17 protein-coding genes are annotated in these 17,533 nt (G+C 41.8%); 11 read left to right on the forward strand and 6 right to left on the reverse strand.

Annotated elements, in window-relative coordinates; all coding sequences use genetic code 11:
- Positions 1–23: 23 nt before the first annotated feature.
- The 3 genes from D6856_RS12420 to D6856_RS12430 are packed head-to-tail and all read left to right on the forward strand — an operon-like array spanning position 24 to position 5,061.
- Positions 24–2,207, forward strand: a complete 2,184-nt coding sequence (locus D6856_RS12420; RefSeq protein WP_120687153.1) for a M13 family metallopeptidase — start codon at positions 24–26, stop codon at positions 2,205–2,207.
- Between the two features lie 18 nt (positions 2,208–2,225).
- A complete protein-coding gene (locus D6856_RS12425) occupies positions 2,226–3,029 on the forward strand; it encodes a CPBP family intramembrane glutamic endopeptidase (protein WP_120687154.1) in 804 nt (267 codons plus the stop codon).
- Positions 3,016–5,061, forward strand: coding sequence for a hypothetical protein (locus D6856_RS12430; protein WP_147367842.1), 2,046 nt, complete (start codon positions 3,016–3,018; stop codon positions 5,059–5,061). Before D6856_RS12425 ends, D6856_RS12430 begins: the two co-directional genes overlap by 14 nt.
- Before the next feature lie 46 nt (positions 5,062–5,107).
- Here the strand turns inward: D6856_RS12430 and D6856_RS12435 are convergent, their stop codons facing one another.
- From D6856_RS12435 to D6856_RS12455, 5 genes are read right to left on the reverse strand one after another with little or no spacing between them, the layout of a single operon-like run.
- A complete protein-coding gene (locus D6856_RS12435) occupies positions 5,108–5,713 on the reverse strand; it encodes an ABC transporter ATP-binding protein (RefSeq protein ID WP_120687156.1) in 606 nt (201 codons plus the stop codon).
- On the reverse strand, positions 5,703–6,623 hold the full coding sequence (locus tag D6856_RS12440) for an ABC transporter ATP-binding protein (protein WP_330544392.1): 921 nt from the start codon (positions 6,621–6,623) through the stop codon (positions 5,703–5,705). The genes D6856_RS12435 and D6856_RS12440 overlap by 11 nt, the downstream gene beginning before the upstream one ends.
- A 9-nt stretch (positions 6,624–6,632) precedes the next feature.
- Entirely contained in the window at positions 6,633–7,463 is an 831-nt protein-coding gene (locus D6856_RS12445; protein WP_120687157.1) for an ABC transporter permease, read from the reverse strand.
- Positions 7,460–8,440 carry an ABC transporter permease gene (locus D6856_RS12450; protein WP_120687158.1) on the reverse strand — a complete coding sequence of 327 codons (981 nt, stop codon included), beginning with the start codon at positions 8,438–8,440 and terminating at the stop codon, positions 7,460–7,462. Before D6856_RS12450 ends, D6856_RS12445 begins: the two co-directional genes overlap by 4 nt.
- A gap of 12 nt (positions 8,441–8,452) precedes the next feature.
- Positions 8,453–10,096 (reverse strand): ABC transporter substrate-binding protein, encoded by a 1,644-nt coding sequence (locus D6856_RS12455; RefSeq protein WP_120687159.1) that lies wholly within the window; start codon positions 10,094–10,096, stop codon positions 8,453–8,455.
- Between the two features lie 140 nt (positions 10,097–10,236).
- Here D6856_RS12455 and D6856_RS12460 point away from each other — a divergent pair, with 140 nt between their 5' ends.
- From D6856_RS12460 to D6856_RS12475, 4 genes are all read left to right on the forward strand, one after another.
- Positions 10,237–10,926 (forward strand): response regulator transcription factor, encoded by a 690-nt coding sequence (locus D6856_RS12460; RefSeq protein WP_120687160.1) that lies wholly within the window; start codon positions 10,237–10,239, stop codon positions 10,924–10,926.
- On the forward strand, positions 10,901–11,821 hold the full coding sequence (locus D6856_RS12465; RefSeq protein WP_243114087.1) for a sensor histidine kinase: 921 nt from the start codon (positions 10,901–10,903) through the stop codon (positions 11,819–11,821). Before D6856_RS12460 ends, D6856_RS12465 begins: the two co-directional genes overlap by 26 nt.
- 128 nt (positions 11,822–11,949) lie before the next feature.
- Entirely contained in the window at positions 11,950–12,720 is a 771-nt protein-coding gene (locus D6856_RS12470) for an ABC transporter ATP-binding protein (RefSeq protein ID WP_120687162.1), read from the forward strand.
- Positions 12,710–14,743 carry an ABC transporter permease gene (locus D6856_RS12475; RefSeq protein WP_120687163.1) on the forward strand — a complete coding sequence of 678 codons (2,034 nt, stop codon included), beginning with the start codon at positions 12,710–12,712 and terminating at the stop codon, positions 14,741–14,743. The genes D6856_RS12470 and D6856_RS12475 overlap by 11 nt, the downstream gene beginning before the upstream one ends.
- A gap of 63 nt (positions 14,744–14,806) precedes the next feature.
- On the opposite strand, the gene D6856_RS12480 is transcribed toward D6856_RS12475, so the two are convergent.
- Complete coding sequence (locus tag D6856_RS12480) at positions 14,807–15,310, reverse strand: CinA family protein (protein WP_120657128.1); 504 nt, start codon at positions 15,308–15,310, stop codon at positions 14,807–14,809.
- Between the two features lie 264 nt (positions 15,311–15,574).
- On the opposite strand from D6856_RS12480, the gene D6856_RS12485 reads away from it, so the two are divergent.
- The 4 genes from D6856_RS12485 (at position 15,575) to D6856_RS12500 (ending at position 17,489) form a co-directional block, all read left to right on the forward strand.
- Positions 15,575–15,979, forward strand: a complete 405-nt coding sequence (locus D6856_RS12485) for a type II secretion system protein (RefSeq protein WP_120687164.1) — start codon at positions 15,575–15,577, stop codon at positions 15,977–15,979.
- 70 nt (positions 15,980–16,049) lie between these two features.
- Entirely contained in the window at positions 16,050–16,481 is a 432-nt protein-coding gene (locus tag D6856_RS15405; protein ID WP_243114088.1) for a type IV pilin protein, read from the forward strand.
- Positions 16,482–16,512: 31 nt separating this feature from the next.
- A complete protein-coding gene (locus tag D6856_RS12495) occupies positions 16,513–17,028 on the forward strand; it encodes a type IV pilin protein (RefSeq protein ID WP_243114089.1) in 516 nt (171 codons plus the stop codon).
- 32 nt (positions 17,029–17,060) lie between these two features.
- Entirely contained in the window at positions 17,061–17,489 is a 429-nt protein-coding gene (locus D6856_RS12500; RefSeq protein WP_120657125.1) for a prepilin-type N-terminal cleavage/methylation domain-containing protein, read from the forward strand.
- The last annotated feature ends 44 nt before the right edge of the window (positions 17,490–17,533 follow it).

Consider the following 17,533-nt stretch of genomic DNA (forward strand, 5'->3'; position numbering starts at 1 on the left):
TAAAGAGAGAGGAAATAAATTAAATGAAAATAAGAGTAGTAGCAATGCTTCTTGCAACAAGCATGATCACAGCATCGCTGGCAGGATGCGGACCAAAGAACGGTTCTGGTGCAGCAAACAGCGGTGCATCTGTGGAGGCGAGTGTGGAGAGCGACTCGGCAAGCGAAGAGACATCGGCAGAAGATGTGACAGCTGTTGAAGGGGCATCTGAAGATACAGCGTCCGCTGAGGAGGGCGGTGAGAAGATCGCATCAACCCTTGGCGGAAAGCCTTGGGTTAACTATATGATCAAGGAGAACCTTACGGAGGGGATGAGCACATCTCCCAAGGATGACTTTTATTTATACAGCAATTACGACAAGCTGAGTAAGCTTGAGATCCCTGAAGGTGAATATGCCGCCGGAACCATATTCGATGTTGTAAAAATAGTTTCAGAGAAGAAGCTGAATGTTATTAAAGACGAGGCGGGAACATCTCACGATCAGAAGCTCGTAAATGGGCTTTATAATCAGATCACGGACTGGGATTCAAGAAATGCCGTAGGTATCGCACCCGCGCAGAAAACGGTTGAAGAAATTGCAAATATCAAAGATATGGATGAGCTTAATGCTTTTATCTCTGATTTTGATAAGAATATCTTTGTTACAAGGATTATTAAGCCCCAAACTGCAAAGGATTTTGATTCCGATAACAACGTGCTTAAGTTTAAACAGCCTGCTTTTATACTTGGAGGTGCAGAGGAATACAGCAATAGATCGGAGTATGGTGATATTGTTTATAACGCATACAAAACCTTGAATGAAAAGGCCCTCGTAAGGATGGGTTATACCAAGGAAGCAGCAGATAAGATGTTTGACGATGCCATTTCTTTTGAAGCAAAGATCGCTGAAAAGAGTTATACATCAGATGATAAGCTTCAGTCAGACTATTATAAAAAGACAAACAATCATTATTCAAAAGAAGAAACGAATGAGCTATTTAAGAATTATCCCATTGAAGATGTTTTAAAGAACAGCGGTTACGATAAGGCGAAAGACGTTATCGTTGAAAATCCCGACTCATTTAAGAGGCTCGATGAGATATATACATCCGATAATATCGAGGAGATCAAAGCTCTTTTGATAGTTAATTATGTAAATAAAGTCAGTCAGTATCTTGATAAAGAATCATATGATGCATCAAACGAAGCAAACAATATGGTTAATGGATCACAAGGATCGCTTCCCGATGATGACATGGCTGTAAAGCTTATTACAGAGGAACTTTCAGAGCCCTTACAGAGAGCGTATCTGCAGAAATATGACGCTACAGAAACAAAAAAGGAGATCAATGCGCTTTGTAAAGATATCATAGCCGGATATGAAGAGATGCTTAAGGGCGAAGATTGGCTCTCCGAGGATACCAGGGGAAAGGCTATCGAGAAGCTTGAGAATATACAGATCAAAGCAGCATATCCCGATAAGTGGTACAGCGATTGCAAAGATCTTGAGCTTTCCGACACATCTCTTTTAGAGTCACTTGAAAATATTGAAAAGTATATGGCTCATATAGATACGGCTGAGGTAGCCTGTAAAGCCGACAGAGAAAAGTGGGATAGGGGATGGGGCTGCCTTATTACAGACATGTACTATAGACCTGATGAGAACTCAGTGACTGTTCCTCTAGGTTTCCTTGACGGTGATATTTATTACGACGGAATGCCAAAAGAAGAACTATACGGAATCCTGGGCTGCGTTATCGGTCACGAGATAAGCCATGCATTCGATCCCAACGGTGCTCAGTACGATAAGAACGGAAATATGAACAATTGGTGGACAGATGCGGACTTTGAAGCTTTTGGACAAAGAGTTAAAAAAGTTGATGACTACTATGATACGATCACGGTATGGGACGGACTTAAGGTGAAAGGCTCCAATATCGACACCGAAGCTATTGCCGATATGGGCGGAATGAAGGTAATGCTCAGTCTTGCCAAGAACGATAAAGACTTTGATTACAAGAAATTTTTTGAATACAGTACAAAATTCTACCTTGCGATAACAGCGCCGGAATATATACAGTCCATGGTTGCGCGTAATGAACATCCGCTTTTCTATCTCAGAACAAATGTAACTGTGCAGCAGTTTGATGAGTTCTATGAGACATACGACGTCAAAGAGGGCGACAATATGTACCTTGCACCTGAAGACAGAATCTTAGTTTGGTAATTTTTTAAGGAGAAAAATATGGAAAAAAGAAGTTCTACACCGGGACTGGTGCTTTTTATCATTTTGCTTTTAGTATCGACAGTAGTGATGTCGCTTTTAGGGAACGGAGCCTTGGGAGTTCCGGGTACGATAATACGATATGTTATAGGCATAATTGGACTTGTTTCTATGATTAAGCTGTATGGAATTGAATTTAAATTCAGAGGCTTTTCCAAAGGACTCTTTAGTGTTGCAGGATTGCTGGGAATAGCTTGTTGCATACGCGGTTTTATAGGTGGCATGTCTCCGACTGATATAGGGTTTATGGAGGGGCTTCCAAGTGCAATCTTTATGCTGATACTTATGTTTGGAGTTGGATTATATGAAGAGACTCTTTTTAGAGGTGTACTTTTCAATACATTAAGAAATAGGTTTGGTGAAAGCAAGAGAGGGATAATCTTGGCAGTAGTTATGTCTGCGATTCCATTTGCTCTTATTCATTTTACAAATCTTATGATGTATCCAAATCTTGTAGTAACTACAACTTTCCAGGTCGTATATGTATTTTTTGCCGGAATTTTTTTGGCTAGTATCTACTATATTACTAACAATTTTTGGGTGGTTGTTTTCATACACGGAATTTATGATTTCGTTGAAAGTGTTTGGGCTTGCTATTCAAGTCAATTGGATGGAATCGGTATGCCTACAACGGATAAAACAATTTTAGAAGGAATCATGTCTGCAATTCCCGACACAATCTTCGGAGTGGTTGCATTTATCTTATTGATAGTAGTTCTCAATAAAAGAAAAAATGTCAGATGTGAACTTCATGAAGAAAAATAAGTTTGTGTTTATAGCTCTCCTTGCTGTTCTATTTATTGAGATTTTTGGATTTAATTATAAGTTCTGGCTCTATGGAAATATGGGGCAGCCGATAACGCCAACTTTTTATTTTGAAGATGGCACTCCTGTTGTGAGTGGCCAAAGTTATACCGTTTCAGAAAATATGGAATTGGAATCGGAGAGCATCGGCGTCGATGTAAAGAATATCCATATAGGTGTTTCGGACTGTAATGATGAAAGATGGAAGAGGAAAGACAGACAATGTGTGCTTCATGTCCTGACTTCTGTTACGGATGAGGGGCATGCTCTTTTCTATAATTTCGTTCAAAATGTTGTAAGTCCGTTGGTCCCGGATTCAATGTATCTGCCGGTGGAAGCGTTTGGCAAGGTAGATAAGATAAAATTGAATATTGTAGATGATATTGATGAAATAGTATTTGATTCTATCGTGGTAAATGACAGAATGCCATTTAGATTCAATATTGTCCGAGCCTTTCTTCTTTTTATACTTCTTGTTGGATTACGCGTAATTCTGCGTGGAAATTACTATGATATGGCCGGTATGGATGAAGGAAGATGCAGAGCGGGGATTGTATGTCTTCTTTTTACAATTGGATTGTCGCTACTTGTTTTGTTAGTCCAGCATCAAACGAGTGACTCGGGGAGTAGTATGGGATATGGAGAACTTGCCAGAGCCATATCTGAAGGAAATGTTTATGTTAGTGACGAGGCTGACGATACTCTTTTATCTATGGAGAATCCATATGACACCGCAAACAGGGCAGCGCTCGGTGCGCATGCGAAATGGGATACGGCCTTTTATCAAGGAAAGTACTATGTATATTTCGGAGTTGTCCCCGCGCTGTTTTTGAATTTGCCGTATTATCTGCTTACAGGCGAGGACATGACATATGTTCAAGAGGCTTGCATTATCGATGTGCTCCTGTTGATAGCATGCTTTGTTTTGATGAATGAGCTACGAAAAAAAATTAATAAAAAGATGCCGTTAATCTTGTTTTTGTTGTTGTCTTTGACATGTACTTTTTCTGCGGGAATGATCTTATTGATCAAGAAAGCATCTATTTATTATGTTGCTATAGGAGCAGGGCTTGTCTTTGTATACTTCGGACTGGCTCTTTGGTTAAGTTCGCTTACGGATGTTGAGGACAGTATCGATCCGGATGGTTCTCATAATATATGTTTGTGGCGTGGTATGCTTGGGTCATTTTGCATGGCATGTGCAGTCGGATGCAGACCACAATTTGCAATAGCAAGTTTTCTTGGAATTATTGTTTTTAGGAATTTATATAAAAAAGACAGTAAGAAAAGATATACCGGAATCCCAAGATTATTGATGTTGCTGCTTCCTTATGTGCCCGTTGCTGCGGGTCTTATGTATTACAATTATATTAGATTTGGGTCGGTATTTGATTTTGGCGCAAATTATAATATGACCGGGTACGACATGGTACATATGGGCATACATGTTGCCAGAATACCGATAGGATTATGGTATTATCTTTTTAATTTGCCAAAGTTCAATTTTGAGTTTCCCTATATGTATCCTACATCGGTTGATAGCGGATATCAGGGCTTCATTGTCAGTGAAGATCAAATTGGCGGAGTGCTTTGGGTGATCCCGCTTGTCTGGATCTGTGCACTGGATTTGAAGAAAAAAATACGAAACAGCCAAATGTTATATATGAGGATCCTATGTTATCTGATCGTGCCTATTGTTGTTGCGGTGGATACCATAATGTGCGGAGTTCTTGTTAGATACCAGGCGGATTTCAGACTGTATCTTGTTATTCCGGCAGCTATGATCGCGATGGAATTGCTTGATAAGAATAGTTGTGATAAGGAAACATATAACAGGAGGGCGAGGAGGATTGCCCTTTTATGCATGGCAACACTTGCAATGTGTCTGCTTACTGTTTTCTGTCAGTATGAGAGTCCGGATTATTTGGATTATGCAAACAATCCTGTATTGTTTTGCAGAATGAAAATGTTCTTTGGATTATTTTCACCATGAAGCTTAAAAGGCAACTGATCGAATCCTATGATCAGCTGCCTTTTATTTACATTTCTTCAACTCTTATGATATTGGTGCAGATGCGCTCTGCGAGGGCGATGTTGTGGGTGATGATGACCATTCCCATGTTGCGCTCTTTGGCGGTGTCCAGAAGGATATTCCAGATCTGAGCCTGAGTTATGACATCAAGCATGGTTGAGATTTCATCGCAGATGAGGAATTTGGTTTCCGGTGACAGAGAGCGGGCGATACAGAAACGTTGCAGTTCGCCGCCTGAAAGCTCCGAAGGCCAGCGTTTAAGCCAGGCTTCTTCAATTCCCATTTTCTCCAAGAGTTCTTTATCCGGTGTCCAGCATTCGTTAAGAGTCTTCGCCATCTTCCATCTTGGATTGACGGATAGCTCCGGATGCTGGTAGATCATCTGGACAGGGCAGTAGCCCTTCATGGGAAGAGGAGCGCCGTCCAATTTAACTTCTCCGGAAGAAGGCTGTTCGTAGCCTGCAAGGATCTTGGCAAGTGTGCTTTTTCCGTAGCCGGAGGGACCTACAATCCCGATTCTTTCACCTTCTGCGACCTTAAACGATACGTTCTCCAGGATCCAGGGTGATTTTTCTGTATATCTGAAACTTATGTTATTGGCTTCAAGAAGCATGTACGCACCTCACCTTTCCCGATCTTATTTCTCTTTCCGACTGATCTGCATCGCAGGCGCTGTCCTTGTAAGGACATCTGTCTGAGAAAAGACATCCCTTAGGCAGATTACCTGCATAGGGCTGAGTTCCCGGAATGGGCTTAAAATCGTTCTGAGGAAGAGCATCGATAAATGCCTTGCTGTAAGGGTGGCGAAGCGCATCCTTACCTGCAAGGAAATCCGCTGTGGGAGCGACTTCGACGATCGTTCCCGCATAGAATACAGCAACTCTGTCCGCAACGTTGAGCGCAAGGTCGATGTCATGTGTGATAAGAAGCACAGCAGCTCCGCTGTCTGCAAAAGACCTAAGGTGGTCCAAAGTTTCCTTGGCCATCTCAAGGTCGAGACCGGGAGTGGGTTCATCCGCAATGATAAGATCGGGATTACCCATAACGGCTCCTGTTATCAGGACACGTCTTGCCATTCCGCCTGAGAGCTGGAAGGGATATTTGCCTGCAGCGCTCTCATCAAGACGGTATTTCTCAAATAATTCTTTTCTTCGCTCATCGGTTCCGAATACGCCTTTTACCTGCTTTCCCACCTTCATAAGGGGATCGAGGTAATCGACAGACTGAGGGATAAAAGCAATCTCTTTTCCGAAAAGATCCTTCTGTCTCTCCTTGGTGATAGGCTCACCCTTATATGTGATAGAACCCTTAGTTGCAGCGTTCTTTGGAAGGAGATTAAGAACCGCGCTTGCCAGGATACTCTTTCCCGATCCGCTGGAACCCACAACCGCAACGATCTCACCTGCATTTACATCAAGTGAAAGAGAGTGTATAACTTCAAGATTTTCTTTTTTAAAGCTGCCGCTCTTGTACATACTGAAAGCGACAACCAGATCTTCGATCTTTAAGATGTTTTCGTTCACGGCGCCTCCTTACTCGTTTCCGCTTCCGGGATTCCAGAGTTTCTTAAGTGTCTCACCTATGATGTCAAACAGGATGACAACGATAAGGAGCATGATTCCGGGGAATACCGCGAGCCACCATTTTCCTGTAGTGATGTAGTTCATTGATTCGGAAAGGATAACTCCGATGGCCGGAACCTCTTTTGACAGACCAAAACCAAGGAAGGTGATGGACGCTTCATGCATGATCGCATGGGGGAAGAGAAGTACCAGTCCGATGAGATACGCCGGTATAACGTGCGGGATCATGTGCGTTACCGCGATCGTAAACGGGCTCTTTCCCATTCTCGCCGAAGCTTTGACGTACTGTGAAGAACGAAGCTGCAGCACCTCCTGTCTTACGATTCTGGTAAGTGAAGGCCAGTGTGTAAGCGCAACCGAGAGAGTAACGCCGAAGGCTCCTTTGCCCACCATGCATGAGATTAGGATCAAAATAACCAGATGAGGAAGTCCCATGCACAGGTCAACCGCAAGCTTTATCACTTTGTCAGTAAAGCCGCCGAGTACAGCTGAGGCGATACCGAAGATGAGGGCCACAACGGAACTGAAGATAGAAGCCGCAAGTCCCACAACGAGACTGTTTGAAAGGCCTTTGATACATCTTTTGAACATATCTCTTCCCATGGCATCCGTTCCAAACAGATGCTCTTTGCAAGGTCCTACAAGCTTGTCGGCATAGTTGACGCCGTACTCTGCAGGATTCATGAAAAGTCCGAGGAAGAAGATAGCTATAAGATAAATAAGAGCAAGGCATATAAATATTGAGATCACAATTTTTCTGTTTAAAGTTTTCTTTATCATTTTGCTTCGCTCTCCCTTATCCTGGGATCGCATACCCCATATAAAATATTTGCTATCAGGTTACCTGAAAATACGAAGATCGCGCTTATAAGTGCGATGCCAAGAAGCAGCGGCGCATCTCCGTTAAGGGCTGCAGCAGTAGTAGCCGTGCCGATTCCGGGGTATGCAAATACGTTTTCCGCAAGAGCCATACCGCCGAACAGTTCACTGAATGATGAGAACTGAAGCGTGATCGCAGGAAGGATTACGTTGCGAAGAACATGCCTTACAATAAGCTGCTTCCTGTTTTCACCGCGGGCCTTTGCATAGAGGATGAAATCACTGTTTATGATTTCCACAACGCGCTGTCTTGTGTAGAGCACGATCTCGCTGATGTTCGCAACCGTCAGTGTTATGACGGGAAGAATCAGGTGATGGAGCCTATCCCGGATAGTAACCTGACTTGCGAGCTTGCCCATGGGAACAGCCATTCCGATGGGGAAAAGCCCCAGCTCAACCGCGAATATAACAAGGAACATAAGTCCCAGCCAGAAGGTCGGAGCGGACTTTACGGTCAGGCAAAAGAGCTTGATGCCGCGGTCAAATATTCCGCCCTGCCTTATTCCGCAGATGATTCCCACGATGAAACCAAGGATTCCTGAAAGAGCCCAGGCAAGCATCATAAGAACTACGGAATAAGCAAATCTTGTTTTTATAACTTCCGCAACGGGCTTTTTGTATGTTATGGAAGTTCCCATATCTCCGTGAATTATATTCTTAAGCCAGGTTGCAAAACGCTCAGGGAGCGGATCGTTAAGTCCCCAGTATTCAACGATCTCTTCTTTGGCTTCGGGAGAGAGCGTTGATTCTGTTCCTATATATGAAACGAGCGGATCGATAGGTGATTTCACTATAAGCACAAATGCAAGGAAACTCACCAGGAAAAGAAGTATGATCATTCGCAGCGTTTCGGATAATACATTCTTTCTTTTAATCATGGCGTCCTTCTTTTAGTTAAGTACCCAATCCTTGAGGTTACAGATGATAGGTGTTCCGTGACCGTGAGGATGAGGAATCTGAGTGTCTTCTTTGATGTCCAGTTTGTCGTTTATAAAGTATGAATGCTCAATGTTTACAAGGTAGAGATAAGGATATTCCGCATCGCAGATAGCCTGTGCTTCCTTCCATGCGCTGTAGGCTTCATCAAGAGAAGAAGCTTTGAAAGCCTTCTCTATTGCAGCGTCGCACTCGGGACTTGTAAAGCCTGAAACATTGGCATACTTTTCTTCAAGGAATTTATTAGATGAAAAGAGTGAATTTAAAACCGTAGGGCTGTACTGACCCCATCCCCATACGATGGGAGTTGTGTTTTCTTCCGCAACAGCAGCATCCCATGAATCGTTTCTTACCTTGATCTCAATTCCGAGATTTTTTGCGTTCTCCGCAAGGGCAGTTGCAAGCTTGTATCTGTCCTCGTCGTTACCGGGAGCTATTATCTCAAATGCGCACTTAAGGCCGTCTTTTTCTCTGATACCGTCGTTATCTGTATCAACCCAGCCGGCGTTCTCAAGAAGCTCTTTGGCTTCGTCTACCCTGTTGTCCTCGTAGTCATCTGTCGAAGCCCAGGGAAGATTGTCTGTAAAGTTTACAGCGGGACGACCCTCGCCGTTAAATGCGTTATCAATGATCTGCTGTCTGTTGATTCCGATGGCAAGTGCGTTTCTTACTGCCTTGTCGCAAGTAACCGCGTTGCCGACCTTATGCTCTTCACCCTTGCTGTCTTTCATAGTGCCGGGCTCAAGAGTGGGAAGGCTGACATTTCTGACGTCCATGGTCTCAAGCTTGTGGACTGACATGCCTTCGATCTTTTCATCTATATAAGTTGAGCTCACCATTACAACATCGAGCTGACCCGAAACAGCGTTGGAATAAGCTGTATCCTGATCCATCTTGATGAAGTTTACCTGCTCGATGTCAGGTCTTTCGCCTCTGTAATTGTCGTTGATAACAAGAATGATCTGCTGGTTGGCATCATACTGTGCAACCTTGTAAGCTCCCGTGCCTATCGGCATTGTGTCAAAAGAGCTGCTGTCGTAAGCATCGCTTGGAACAATCTGGAGCATAGCTGCGATATCAATGAAAGGAGAATAGCATTCGCTTAACTTGAACACTACTTTGTAGTCGCCGTCTGCAGTTACAGACTCTAAGTTTGTAAGATCGACTTTGGAATTGTTGGCCTGATTTTTTTTGACTTCTTCATATGTAAATACAACGTCTTCTGCCGTGAAGTCGCTTCCGTCGCTGAATTTAACATCATCTCTGAGATTAAAGGTGTAAGTAAGAGCATCCTCTGAGATTTCCCAGTCGGTTGTAAGACATGGTACATAATTGGAATTGGTATCAACCTGAATAAGTGGTTCGTTTACGAAAGGATATCCTGCGCTCATGAATCCTTTGACGGGATCCATCGCATTGTCGAAAACAGAAGTTCCGACATAGATGTTTATGCTTTCGTTGTCGTCATCGGCGCTTTTAACTTCGACGCCGGCGTTTGAACCGTCATTACCCGCAGCATTTGTATCTGCTGCCTTTCCGCAGGAGGCGGACATTAACATGATTGTTGTAATAAGTAGTGCTATAGTCTTTTTTTTCATAGTTTCCTCCATGATTTTTCACATACTCCTGCATTATATGTGAGATGGGCTGAGGTTTTAAGCCCCCTAGGGGGTTAATTTTCGCAAATTTATGTTATTATGATACGTGAAGTTTAAACGACGACAGCAAGGGGAGGCATGTGGTGAAAGTATTTATAGTAGAAGATGATGATGTAATAGCAAAAATGATCGAGAAACATCTTAGCTCCTGGCAGATGGAAGCCAAGATTGTTGAAGATTTTCATAATGTAACGGAAGAAGCACTTAATTACGGACCGGATATCATTCTGATGGATCTTAAGCTCCCTGTGTGCAACGGATTCTTTTGGTGCAGTGAGATAAGAAAGACTTCAAACGTGCCGATAGTTTTTCTCTCATCTGCAGATGACAATATGAATATAGTAATGGCGATGAACATGGGCGCAGATGATTTCATATCTAAGCCATTTGATCTGCAGGTCCTTACAGCCAAGATACAGGCGATACTAAGGCGCAGCAGTGCTCATCCGGAGACAGCACATTTTCTTTCATGCGGAGGCGTTAAGCTCAATCTTGACGATACGACAGCAATGGTGGGTGATGAGAAGCTTGAGCTTACCAAGAATGAATTCCTTATTCTTAAGACCCTGATGGAATCTCCCGGCAAGGTCATTTCAAGAGAGACCATAATGGAGAGACTCTGGGGCGACGAGGAGTTTGTTGATGACAACACGCTTACCGTCAACGTCACCAGGATCAGGAAAAAGATAGAAAACGCGGGACTTAATAACTATATTGTTACCAAGAGAGGAATGGGGTACATCGTTGGCGAAGAAGCAATTTCTGAATAATAACAAGAATCTCATTTACGGAGATCTGATAATTACAGTGACACTTCTTATCGTGTCCAATCTGTATGAAATATCCAAAGAGTACCTTATTTATCTGGTTCTTTTTATGATGATAAAGAGTGCTCTGGTACTGTTTGTAAATTACTATCAGCAAGTAGTAAAGGTCAAAGACAATAATGTGGAAAAAGAGTCTGAGAGAAGAGCGGACGTCGATAACTGGGAGGAACTTAGGGAAAAAGAGGACTTCTACGTGCTCTGGGTGCACCAGATAAAAACACCTATTGCCGCGCTCAATCTTCTTTTGCAGGACCCCGATAAGAATGAAGCGCTCTGCAGACAGGAGCTCTTTAAAATAGAAAACTATGTAGAGATGAGCCTTAATTATCTGAGGTTTGAAGCGATGTCCAATGATCTCGGACTTAAGAGCTACAACCTTGAGAACATGGTCAAGCAGGTCGTTAAGAAGTACTCATCTGTATTTATCTATAACCACATCGCAGTCAACATGGAGAACCTTGATTGCAATATCCTAACGGATGAGAAGTGGTTTTGCTTTGTACTTGAGCAGATACTGTCCAACGCTCTTAAATACACCAAGAAAGGTAGCGTTACTTTCTACGCGGAGCAGGACGGCGGAAGCATTATATTAAAAGTAAAAGACACAGGAATCGGAATCAGAAGCGAGGATATACCGAGACTCTTCCAAAAGGGCTTTACCGGTTACAACGGCAGGATCGACAAGAAGGCAAGCGGACTAGGACTCTATCTTTGCAAGAACATCTGCGATAAGCTCGGGCACAAGCTGAGCATTGATTCCAAGGAAGGCGAAGGAACCGAGGTCAGCATCACTGTTTCCAAGGAAAACGTACAAACATCGGACCTTACAAAAATGTAAGAATAACCAAAAGAAATGTAAGCCAATAACAAGGTTTTGCATTTCTTTTTTTGCTACTATAGTTTCATCGAAAAGGAAGCGGAGTAATCCGTCTCATCATAAATAATGTCTATAAAAGGAGAAATATCATGTCATTATTGGAAGTCAGCCATATCAAAAAAATCTACACAACCCGCATGGGAATAGAACAGGTAACTGCACTTAAGGACGTTCACTTCAGCGTTGAAGATGGGGAATTCGTTGCGATCATGGGTGAGTCCGGAAGCGGAAAGACAACTCTTTTGAACATACTTGCAAGTCTTGATGTTCCCACAGCAGGAAAGGCATTTATCGACGGCAAGGACTTTTCCAAGTTAAAAGACAATGAGAGAGCAATCTTCAGAAGACAGAATCTCGGATTCGTTTTCCAGGATTTCAACCTTCTTGATAATTTCACTATAGAAGACAACATCAAGCTTCCGCTTGTACTTGCGGGAGAGAGCCACAAGACAATGGATGCCAAGGTAAAAGAGGTTGCTAAGAGACTTGAGATCGACGCACTCCTCAGTAAATATCCTTACGAGGTATCCGGCGGACAGAAACAGAGAACAGCCGTTGCAAGAGCCCTCATCACAAACCCGAGGATCCTTCTTGCGGATGAACCTACGGGAGCGCTTGATTCCAAGGCAGCAACTAATCTTATGAGACTCTTTAGAGAGATCAACAAGAGCGGCCAGACAATCCTTATGGTTACTCACAGTAACGTTGCCGCAAGCTATGCAAGCAGAGTTATGTTCATAAAGGACGGAGAAGTTTTCCATCAGCTTTATCGCGGAGAAAAGACAAGAAGCGAGATGCTTGATGATATTTGCGATGCAGTTACCGTTCTTATGAGAGGAGGAGACGAAAGTGAATCCTAAGTTCATTTTAAAAATGGCTTTTACGAGCATGAAAAAGAATATCAGGACTTTGGTTCCTTTCATTATTTCAAGTTCCATCATGATCATGCTCTTTTACATTATGGACTCTCTCTCAAGGACAGGTTTTCTTGTTACCGCAAACGGAGAAGTCTTTTACGGAGCAGCAACTATAGCAGCTCTTCTTTCTATCGGAAAAGGAATAGTGATCCTCTTTGCCTTCGGCTTTATTTTATATGCCAACAGATTCGTTATGCGAAGCAGGAAAAGAGAGATGGGACTCTACGGGATACTGGGGCTTAGCAAAAAGCACATAGCCGCGATCCTTTTTGTCGAGAACGTTATTACATCAACATTTGCGATCGGCCTCGGTATCATAGTAGGGACCTTCCTCAATAAGCTCATGCTTCTTGTTCTTTATAAGCTTGTTGGTCAGAAACCTTTGGACGGACTTGTTTTTTCAACGAATGCTCTTTTATTTACGCTGATAGCATTTGAAATCTGGTTTTTTATATGCTTCATATACAACGCGCTTTCGGTCAATTTCGGAAAGCCGATAGCTCTTTTGAAAAGTGAGAATATGGGAGAAAAAGAGCCTAAGACAAGATATATTCTTCTCATTGCCGGAACTATATGCCTTGGCATAGGATATGTTCTTGCCCTTAGGACAAAAAACACTTTTTCCGCATTATCAGTGCTTTTCCAAAGTGTATTTTTTGTAATCCTCGGCACATATTTTCTTTTTGTAGCCGGAAGCATTTTTGTACTTAAGATGCTTAAGAAGAATAAGAAATTCTATTACAATACCAGGAATTTTATAAGTGTATCCAACCTTATGTTCAGAATGAAGCACAACGCGGTCGGACTTGCATCCATATGCGTACTTTCAACTGCGGTAATAATTCTCTTTACATGCTGTGCTTCGATATCTCTTTTAGGAGAGCAGAACATAAATATGATGTTCCCAAAAGATACCGTAATTGTCGCAAATGTTGATGAAAACTTTGACAGAAATACATTCATGAATTCAACGAACGACGCGTGCCAAAAAATCGGAATAGAAGCATGTGACACGGAAACATTGCAGTATACGCAGGGAATGCTTCTTTTAACAGATGACGGATTTGCAGCTTTTAGCAGTCTGAATGCGAATATAACCGATTTTGCGTCCATATTGGATTTTTATATACTTACGCCCGAGGAATATAAATATGTAACAGGGCAAGATATAAGCGTAGGACCGGGAGAAGTATATGTAAAAGAGTGCCCGAAAGAGATCATGAAAACCGGCAGCATTAAAATACTCGGTGATGAATACAAGATCAAGGGTGAGATTGAGAATGAAGATATTGAGAAAATCTATGAGCCCGAGATGTTTCTTTTCGGTAAGCTATTGATCGTTGCCGATGATGAGAACCTGAATCAAAAAATGGGTAAAGAGGTACTTGTATTCGGAGATGAAGAAAAACAGTATTTTGACCATGTTTCATGTATCGAATTTAATCTTGTAGACAAAGACAGATTTGATAAAGTGGATCTTTTAAACGACGAGCTTGTAAACAGAGGCTTTTCAATCGATGATGTAAGAAACAAGCAGACGTACAGAAGCCAGTTCTACAGCATTTACGGCGGCGTCTTGTTTGTCGGAGGATTCCTGTCTGTTGTATTCCTACTTGCAACAGTGATGATCATATACTACAAGCAGATGTCGGAAGGACTTGAAGACAGAAGAAGATTTGACATCCTTAAGAAAGTCGGACTTACGGAAAAAGAGGCTAAGAAGACTATCAGAACGCAGGTAATGACAATGTTCTTTTTACCGGTGTTTGCTTCGATAATACATGCCGCAATTGCGAGCAGTATAGTAAGACTCTTTTTAAACAGCATACTTTACGTTGATATACCTACTTTCTTTATGTGTATAACAATAGCAAGCGTAAGCTTCTTCCTGGTATATATATTTGTTTATCTCATGACGTCCAAGCAGTACTACGAGACGGTCTACGGAAGAAGTGAAGCAGCGTGAGCATACCACCCCTATAAGTGAATTTTCCCCCATGAAAATGCCGCGCTGTTTTACTATATATGCTTATTCGGAGCAACCTCTCAGTATTTCAAGGAGCTTATCGGCAATTATGTCCGCGACGGACAACTTGTACAGGTACCTGCTGTCCCTGGGCGATAAGCTTACATGTTCCGAGGAAAGAGTCTCTTTATCAGCTATGGCGAAATACACCTCACCCGGCACGCTGTCATTATTTGACGGGTCGATATTTCCCATAGTACCGGTGACACCTACGCCAATATCCGCGGCGTAGGTGTTTTTACATGCCTTCGCCATCTCGATCGCCGTCTCTTTGGAGTACACTCCGTACTCATCTATCACCTTAGCAGGTACATTCTGCATGATCTTAGCTTCATTTGAATATGTCACAAAAGCTCCCTTAAGCACCTGCGACGAACCTTCGGTGTCCGTGATAAGGCTACTTATAAGTCCTGCAGTACAGCTCTCCATCGTAGTGATGGTGAGCTTTTTGGCTATAAGGGTCTTGGTTATCTCTTCGTATTTATTTCTGACTTCTTGTTCTGTCATGGTGAGCTCCTTGAATATTGTTCGCTGTATGCTCCTATTATACATCAATACGAAAAAGCGATTAAAAATATGGTATAATTTAGAATATACCGATTATAACAACATATTCAGTACATTTAATAGAATTGTTAGATAATATCGTAAAAACGAATAAGTTTTATTTTTATTTAATAAAAAATCAGAAAATATCTATTTTATGAGGTGCATTTAGTAGGTAAAATTATCATATCAAATACTTCTTATGAGCGGGAAAGGAGCAAAATTATGAACAATTCGAGGAATAAGGGATTTACACTGGCGGAGCTTTTGATCGTTGTAGCGATCATCGCTGTACTTGTTGCAGTAGCAATTCCTGTATTTACAGCGCAGCTCAACAAAGCTAAATATGCTACAGATGAAGCTAATGCTAGATCAATTTATGCTGAGCTTACAGCTGATTATCTGGCAAACGGAGAACAGACATATACAGTTGATCCTTCTTCTATAACAAAAGGAACACCGGGCAATGTTGTTATAGATAAAGGAAGTGATGGTTCATCAACCTATTCATTTAACGGAATGGCTAATATTACGATTACAGTAGGCGATGGAGATGATGCACCTTATGTAACGATCGGTGAATGTGATTACAATAACAATACTGCTGTAGTATTCGGAAAAGAACCTTGATCTTTATACAGAGATAGAAATCCTATCGGTCAACTTATAAAGCAAATTATTCAATAAGGAGGGAAGCCTTATGAATAGGAAAAAATGTAATACAAAGGGATTCACATTAGCTGAACTCCTTATTGTAGTTGCTATCATAGCAGTACTTGTAGCAGTAGCGATCCCTGTTTTTTCTGCGCAATTATTGAAAGCAAAACAGGCAACTACATTGGCAAATTTCAGATCTGCGAAAGCCGAAGCGGCTGCTGCATTCTTACTTGATGATGAAAATGTTATTCATGAATATGGTCTAACGGAGGTTGAGATCCCCGGAGTAAAGTGCCCTTTAAGCTATGATCAGTTAAATGATTATCTTCCGACTATAGTTGATGAATTGGGTATAACAAACGGATATGCATGGAGTACGAGTGATTTCGAAGCAGGATCTGAATTGTATGTTTTCTTTACTATTAATGAAAATGGCGAATGGGATATAGACATTAATAATGAACCGTATAATTGAACGCTACAAACAATAAATGAGGGGTAAGCATATGAGAGGAAATAAAAAAGGATTCACATTGGCAGAGCTGCTAATTGTTGTAGCAATCATTGCTGTATTGGTTGCCGTAGCAATTCCTGTATTTACTGCACAACTTGAAAAATCACGTGAAGCCACAGATATAGCTAATCTTAGAAGTGCTTATGCAACAGCAAGTGCGGCATATCTTTCCGGTGATTATAAAGATGAAACATTATTTATTAAATATGATAATGATGTTGATGTTGCATATTATGCTGAATTTGATGTTTCTTCGGGAACTATTGTTAGGGATGAAACTATCATGGGAGGCGGTAAAGCGTCACAACCCGGATTGAAAGGAACTGTTAATTTACCTGATGGTGTATTTTATGGCGGTTGTCCTAATTACACCGGGGCTGATACTAACTACATAATTATATATGTTTGTGAAAGCGGAAAAGTTGGAGTTGCTTTCCAATCTGAAATTGATGATGATGGTTCAAATGTTAGTTCGGATTTAGAGGACTATCTGGGAATTTGGCCCTAATTAGGTAAGATTCAGTGAAAGGATGGCGTAAGATGAGTGCAAAAAATACATCATATAAAAAATATGTTAAAAAAGGATTCACATTAGCTGAACTCCTTATTGTAGTTGCTATCATCGCTATCTTAGTAGTGATCGCTATTCCTGTGTTTAAAGCGCAGCTTGAGAAAGCAAGATATGCTACTTCACTAGCTAATATAAGGAGTGCCCTTGCTGAGGCAAAAGTGGACATGCTTACAGAAACAATTGATTATGAGGATGCGATCATTATTGAAGATGTAGCGATACCTTGCAGCGCGGAGACTTTACAGGAACATTTCCAAGAAATCTGCGAAAAAGTAGGGCTGGAGGATTTTGCATTAAATGGTCCTTATGATGAAGATGGGGACGGAAAAACTAATCTTGCATTTTGGTTAGATGAGGATGGCATTATGGCTGAATACGGCGATAATGCGGGCCTTTGATTTACATCATTGCCACAATAATTATTAGCACATGTAAGCTGAGC

Origin of the sequence: Butyrivibrio sp. XB500-5 (assembly GCF_003625505.1) — a bacterium.
Taxonomy (GTDB): Bacteria; Bacillota; Clostridia; order Lachnospirales; family Lachnospiraceae; genus Butyrivibrio.

Excerpts from the sequence above, each read along its gene's own strand:
- D6856_RS12420 (WP_120687153.1), top strand. The coding sequence starts at position 24 with ATGAAAATAAGAGTAGTAGCAATGCTTCTTGCAACAAGCATGATCACA.
- D6856_RS12425 (WP_120687154.1), top strand. The coding sequence starts at position 2,226 with ATGGAAAAAAGAAGTTCTACACCGGGACTGGTGCTTTTTATCATTTTG.
- D6856_RS12430 (WP_147367842.1), top strand. The coding sequence starts at position 3,016 with ATGAAGAAAAATAAGTTTGTGTTTATAGCTCTCCTTGCTGTTCTATTT.
- D6856_RS12435 (WP_120687156.1), bottom strand. The coding sequence starts at position 5,713 with ATGCTTCTTGAAGCCAATAACATAAGTTTCAGATATACAGAAAAATCA.
- D6856_RS12445 (WP_120687157.1), bottom strand. The coding sequence starts at position 7,463 with ATGATAAAGAAAACTTTAAACAGAAAAATTGTGATCTCAATATTTATA.
- D6856_RS12450 (WP_120687158.1), bottom strand. The coding sequence starts at position 8,440 with ATGATTAAAAGAAAGAATGTATTATCCGAAACGCTGCGAATGATCATA.
- D6856_RS12455 (WP_120687159.1), bottom strand. The coding sequence starts at position 10,096 with ATGAAAAAAAAGACTATAGCACTACTTATTACAACAATCATGTTAATG.
- D6856_RS12470 (WP_120687162.1), top strand. The coding sequence starts at position 11,950 with ATGTCATTATTGGAAGTCAGCCATATCAAAAAAATCTACACAACCCGC.
- D6856_RS12480 (WP_120657128.1), bottom strand. The coding sequence starts at position 15,310 with ATGACAGAACAAGAAGTCAGAAATAAATACGAAGAGATAACCAAGACC.
- D6856_RS12485 (WP_120687164.1), top strand. The coding sequence starts at position 15,575 with ATGAACAATTCGAGGAATAAGGGATTTACACTGGCGGAGCTTTTGATC.
- D6856_RS15405 (WP_243114088.1), top strand. The coding sequence starts at position 16,050 with ATGAATAGGAAAAAATGTAATACAAAGGGATTCACATTAGCTGAACTC.
- D6856_RS12495 (WP_243114089.1), top strand. The coding sequence starts at position 16,513 with ATGAGAGGAAATAAAAAAGGATTCACATTGGCAGAGCTGCTAATTGTT.
- D6856_RS12500 (WP_120657125.1), top strand. The coding sequence starts at position 17,061 with ATGAGTGCAAAAAATACATCATATAAAAAATATGTTAAAAAAGGATTC.